The sequence below is a fragment of the Pseudomonas sp. R62 genome, assembly GCF_000257605.1.
Lineage (GTDB): Bacteria > Pseudomonadota > Gammaproteobacteria > Pseudomonadales > Pseudomonadaceae > Aquipseudomonas > Aquipseudomonas atacamensis.
The window spans coordinates 3,049,086-3,054,750 of record NZ_JH635998.1; the positions used below are offsets into that span (position 1 = coordinate 3,049,086).

Here is a 5,665-nt window from a genome sequence, read left to right on the forward strand (position 1 = left end):
ATCGTTCAGGTCGTGCATGACGTCAGACACCTCGGTCGGCTCCCTCTCCTAGGGGAGAGGGCTGGGGTGAGGGGCGAGGGCGACTCAGTTCCCGCGCCCTAACCAGCTCAACATCCCCAACCCAGCCGCCCGCCCGCTGGCAAAACACCCGGTAAGCAAATACCCTCCGGTCGGCGCTTCCCAGTCGAGCATCTCGCCCGCACAAAACACCCCGGGCAGGGCCTTGAGCATCAAGCGCTCATCCATCGCTTCGAATCTCACGCCACCAGCACTGCTGATCGCTTCATCCAGCGGACGGGTTTTCACCAGAGTCAGCGGCAACGCTTTGATCGCTCGCGCCAACAGCGCCGGATCGGCGAATGTTTCGGCATCGGTCAGCTCGCGCAACAACGCCGCTTTCACGCCATCAATCCCCACCTGACTGTGCAGATGCTTGGCCATTGAACGCGAGCCACGTGGTTTGCTCAGCGCCGCCTGCAATTTATCCACAGGCCGGCCGGGCAGCAGGTCGATGTGGATAACCGCTGCGCCGTAGCGATTGATTTCCTCGCGTATCGGCGCCGACAGCGCATAGATCAGGCTGCCTTCAATGCCGGTGGCGGTGATCACGCATTCGCCCAGACGCGGGATATCGTCGTTCAAACCGATGGCAATGTTTTTCAGCGGTGCGCCGGCGAATTTGCTCACCATCAGCTCGCTCCAGGCTTGCACCTCGAAGCCGCAATTGCTTGGCTGCAACGGCGCCAGATCCACGCCGCGCTGCTCCAGCGGCAACATCCACGCGCCATCCGAGCCCAGGCGCGACCAACTGCCGCCGCCGAGGGCGAGCAGGGTGGCGTCGGGGTTTACACTGATTTCGCCTTCCGGGCTGGCGATGCGCAGTGCACCGCTTGCGTCCCAGCCGAGCCAGCGATGGCGGGTGTGGATAACTACGCCGCTGTCGCGCAGGCGCTTGAGCCAGGCGCGTAACAGCGGGGCGGCTTTCATGTCGGTGGGGAACACGCGGCCGGAGCTGCCGATGAAGGTTTCGATGCCCAGTTCATGAATCCACTGGCACAGCGCATCGGCATCGAACGCGCGCAGCAGCGGGGCGATTTGAGGTGCGCGTTCGGCATAGCGGGAGAGGAATGCCGGGTAGGCTTCGGAATGGGTGATGTTCATGCCGCCGACCCCGGCCAGCAGGAACTTGCGCCCGACCGAGGGCATGCCGTCGTACACGTCGACGCGGATTCCGGCCTGGCTCAGCACTTCGGCGGCCATCAGGCCGGCGGGGCCACCGCCAATGATGGCGACGTAGGTGTTGGCGGGGGCGGAATTCTGGGTCATGGGCGTGCGCTGCGGTATGGCGGGACAAGGCGCGCATTCTAACAGCGCTGAACCCTGTGGGAGACACCATGTGGGAGCGAGCCTGCTCGCGAACGCGGTCTGTCAGTCAATTAGATGTTGTGGGTGCTAAAGCTTTCGCGAGCAGGCTCGCTCCCACCGGGGCTGCGGTGTATTTCGAGGCTGGTTAAAAAATAAACAGTGCGCTGGGCGCCTTGGGCAGCATGGCCTGCAGTCCCTTTCGCTCAGGTTATCCACAGGCAGTTCCACAGCGATTGTGGGTAACGCAGCACGTTTCAATGACAGCCGTGTGAATCCCACACTCGTTGCGCGCTGTGATGGAGGATGCCGTGGCGGCGGGCGAGGGCGTGGCGGTCCTTGCTGTAGCCGCCGCCGATCACCCCGACCACCGGAATGTCGCGGCCCAGGCAATGGCGCATCACCCGTTCATCGCGCTCGGCTACGCCCTCGTCGGTCAGTTGCAGATAACCAAGGGCATCGTCCTTGTGCACATCGACGCCGGCGTCGTAGAGCACCAGATCCGGTTGATACAGCGGCAGCAGGTAATTGAGCGTGTCATCGACCACCTGCAGATAGTCGGCATCGCCCATGCCTTTGGGCAGCGGAATATCCCAGTCACTTTCGGCTTTGCGTGCGGGAAAATTCTTCTCGCAGTGCAGGGAAACGGTAATCGCCTCCGGCGTGTCATGCAGAATCCGCGCGGTGCCGTCGCCCTGATGCACGTCGCAATCGAAAATCAGCACGCGATTGACCCGGCCGCTCTGCAACAGGTACTGGCTGATGATTGCCAGGTCATTGAAGATACAGAAGCCGGCGGGGTAATCGTAGTGAGCGTGATGGGTGCCGCCGGCCAGATGACAGGCCAGGCCATGTTCCAGCGCTTGCTCTGCGGCGAGAATCGAACCGCCCACCGCGCGCACCGTGCGTCGCGCCAGCGCTTCGTTCCACGGCAGGCCGAGGCGCCGTTGGTCTTCGCGGGACAACTCGCCGCTCATGTAGCGTTCGATATAGCTGCGGTCATGGGCGAGGGCGAGGATGTCGTTGGGGCAGATCTGCGGGCGCAGCAGATCGGCGTCGCGGGTCAGGCCGCTGTCGACCAGGTGATCGCGCAGCAGACGAAACTTGTCCATGGGAAAGCGGTGATCCGCGGGAAACTCGGGGCTGTAGTCTTCGTGGTAGATCAACGGCAAGGGCATGGCTTGTTTCGCGCAGAACCAGGGAAAGAATGAACGATCCTACCAGCGATGTAGACTCAACGGCATGGAAATGGAGGGGACGATGGAGCCGATACTGGAGCTGCAAAGCGCGCGGTTGTTGATGCGTCAGTGGCAGGACGAAGATTTGCCGGCATTCGCCGCGATGTGCGCCGATCCGCAGGTGATGCGCTACTTTCCGGCGCCGTTGACCCGGCTCGAAAGCGCCGCATTGATCGGCCGCGTGCGCGGACATTTTGCCGAGCACGGCTTTGGCCTGTGGGCGCTGGAGCGCAAGGACACGGGCGAGTTCATCGGTTTCACCGGGTTGGGCGTGGTCGGCTTCGATGCGCCGTTTACCCCGGCGGTGGAGATCGGCTGGCGTCTGGCCAAGGAACACTGGGGCCTGGGTTATGCCAGCGAAGCGGCGTGGACCGCACTGCGCGCCGGTTTCGACCAGTTGAAACTGGAGGAAATCGTCGCGTTTACCGCCGCGCAGAATGCGCAGTCGGAGAAGGTCATGCAGGCGATCGGCATGCATCACGATCCGCAGGATGATTTCGATCACCCCAAGCTTGCGCTCGATCACCCGTTGCGCCGCCATGTCCTGTATCGCATCAGCCGCGAACAATGGCTGCAAACCTTGCATGAATAAGCCGACACGGACGTTTACAATGGCCGCCATCGTATTTGGCCCGTGCCAGAACCTGAATCGTCCGCCGCAGCCAAGACTGCGCGGCCATTGCTTTGTGTGAGGAGAGTCTGAATGAGCCAAGTGCTGGAAGATCTGGTCGATCTGCTGACCCTGGAACCGATCGAAGAAAACCTGTTCCGTGGTCGTAGTCAGGATCTGGGGTTCCGCCAGTTGTTCGGCGGTCAGGTGCTCGGCCAGTCGCTGTCGGCGGCCAGTCAGACGGTGGAAGAGGCGCGCCATGTGCACTCGCTGCACGGTTATTTCCTGCGCCCGGGCGATGCCAAGTTGCCGGTGGTCTATTCGGTTGATCGCGTGCGTGATGGCGGCAGCTTCAGCACCCGCCGCGTGACGGCGATCCAGAAGGGCCACCCGATCTTCACGTGCAGCGCTTCGTTCCAGTACGACGAAAAAGGCTTCGAGCATCAGGGCCAGATGCCGGCGGTGGTCGGCCCGGAAAACCTGCCCTCGGAGCTGGAACTGATCCAGCAGCGTGCGCACCTGATTCCCGAGCACATGCGTGAAAAACTGCTGTGCCCGAAACCGATCGAAGTACGCCCGGTCACCGAAAAGGATCCGTACAACCCGCAACCGGCCGATCCGATCAAATATGTGTGGTTCCGTGCCGACGGCGCCCTGGCCGACATCCCTGCGCTGCACAAATACCTGCTGGCGTACGCCTCGGACTTCGGCCTGCTGACCACGTCGATGCTGCCCCACGGCAAGTCGGTCTGGCAGAAAGACATGCAGGTCGCCAGCCTCGATCACGCGCTGTGGTTCCACAACGACCTGCGCGCCGATGACTGGTTGCTCTACGCGATGGACAGTCCGTGGGCCGGCAACTCCCGTGGTTTTTCCCGTGGCAGCGTGTTCAACCGCGCCGGGCAACTGGTCGCTTCGGTGACTCAGGAAGGTCTGATCCGCCATCGCAAGGACTGGGCATGAGCCTGACCGAGGTTCGTCATTGGGTATTCGACATGGACGGCACGCTGACCGTCGCCGTGCATGACTTTGCGGCGATTCGCGTGGCGCTGGCGATTCCGCCAGAGGACGACATCCTCACCCATCTCGCTGCATTGCCAGCGGATGAAGCAGCGGCCAAGCATGCCTGGTTGCTCGAGCACGAACGCGATCTGGCGCTGGGCTCGACCCCGGCCACCGGCGCGGTGGAGCTGGTGCGCGACCTGCATGCGCGCGGTTATCGCCTCGGCATTCTCACGCGCAATGCGCGTGAGCTGGCGCACGTGACGCTGGAGGCGATCGGCCTGGCTGACTGCTTCGCGGTTGAGGATGTGCTGGGTCGCGACGAAGCACCACCGAAACCACATCCCGGCGGATTGCTGAAACTGGCCGAAGCCTGGCAAGTGCCGGCCAGTGACATGGTGATGGTTGGTGATTACCGCTTTGATCTGGATTGCGGCCGAGCAGCGGGGGCGCGGACGGTGTTGGTGAACCTGCCGGATAACCCGTGGCCGGAGTTGACGGATTGGCATGCGAAGGATTGTGTTGAGTTGCGGCGGATGCTGTTTGCCTGACATCTTCGTCGCCTGAGCCGGCCCCTTCGCGAGCAAGCTCGCTCCCACATTGGATCTTCAGTGCACACATATTTTGTGCATGTCATAGAGCTATGTGGGAGCGAGCCTGCTCGCGAAGGGGCCGGTGGATGCATCAGAAAACTCATTGATCAAACAAAGCCTTCTGCCCCTCCGCCGACGTCAGCATGCCATCCCCGTCATGCCCGACCCCAGGCACCTCCACCAGCCGCTGATTGACCCCCTCAGGATGCCGGCGCAGCAAATAGCCGAAATACAGCTTCCCGCGCATCAAGCGGTAAGCCCCTTGCGCCTCGGCCGCGCAGCTCTTGTCCAGCGCTGGATGTTCCGGGTCGACGTCCTGCTGCCCGAGCAGATAAATCACCTCGCGTTTGACGTAAGCGCTCTCGACCTGCAACGGCGTTTGCCCGCCGGCATACACCGGCATGTCCGCCAGACCGTACTTCCAGCGATTGAAGCCAGGACATTGCGCGTGATCGAACGCCACTGGCCGCTGCTCGTTGAAGTACGCATAAGAAGAAGGATTGGCCACCACATAGCGCAAGCGAATGCCGTTGGCCTTGAGCGCCGGCTGATCCTTGGCCAGCAGGGCGTAACGCTGCACCACCTGGCCCCCGCCGGAGTGGCCGAAGATCACGATCTGCTTCACGTCCGGAAACTGTTTGCGATCGCTGACCCGCGCGACTATTTCATCAAGCGCCGCGTAGGAACTCAGCGGATTCGGCCCGGTGGACAAGCCGCCGCCCATCCACTCGTTGCCCTGCCAGCGCAGCACTGTTGGCGGCAAGGAATACAGGGTGACGTCACTTTCATTGAGAAACTGCGGAGCGATCACCAGCGTGTGCGCAGTTTGCCCGGCGAGTTCGGCGGCACTTTCCGCGCTT

6 protein-coding genes are annotated in these 5,665 nt (G+C 62.5%); 3 read left to right on the forward strand and 3 right to left on the reverse strand.

The window, feature by feature from the left end:
• Positions 1-84 precede the first annotated feature (84 nt).
• Together OQK_RS14790 and OQK_RS14795 are read right to left on the reverse strand one after the other, a co-directional pair.
• Complete coding sequence (locus OQK_RS14790; RefSeq protein ID WP_038860968.1) at positions 85-1,326, reverse strand: TIGR03862 family flavoprotein; 1,242 nt, start codon at positions 1,324-1,326, stop codon at positions 85-87.
• Between the two features lie 293 nt (positions 1,327-1,619).
• Positions 1,620-2,540 carry a histone deacetylase family protein gene (locus OQK_RS14795; RefSeq protein ID WP_016773071.1) on the reverse strand — a complete coding sequence of 307 codons (921 nt, stop codon included), beginning with the start codon at positions 2,538-2,540 and terminating at the stop codon, positions 1,620-1,622.
• A gap of 82 nt (positions 2,541-2,622) precedes the next feature.
• Between OQK_RS14795 and OQK_RS14800 the strand changes: the two genes are divergently transcribed.
• From OQK_RS14800 to OQK_RS14810, 3 genes are all read left to right on the forward strand, one after another.
• Positions 2,623-3,192: a GNAT family N-acetyltransferase gene (locus OQK_RS14800; RefSeq protein ID WP_016773072.1), complete on the forward strand. Its 570-nt coding sequence runs from the start codon at positions 2,623-2,625 to the stop codon at positions 3,190-3,192.
• Positions 3,193-3,303: 111 nt separating this feature from the next.
• Positions 3,304-4,173: an acyl-CoA thioesterase II gene (tesB, locus tag OQK_RS14805; protein ID WP_016773073.1), complete on the forward strand. Its 870-nt coding sequence runs from the start codon at positions 3,304-3,306 to the stop codon at positions 4,171-4,173.
• Positions 4,170-4,763, forward strand: coding sequence for an HAD family hydrolase (locus OQK_RS14810; protein WP_016773074.1), 594 nt, complete (start codon positions 4,170-4,172; stop codon positions 4,761-4,763). The genes tesB and OQK_RS14810 overlap by 4 nt, the downstream gene beginning before the upstream one ends.
• Before the next feature lie 142 nt (positions 4,764-4,905).
• Here the strand turns inward: OQK_RS14810 and OQK_RS14815 are convergent.
• On the reverse strand, positions 4,906-5,665 hold a 760-nt coding region (locus OQK_RS14815), incomplete at its 5' end, for an alpha/beta hydrolase (protein ID WP_038861217.1).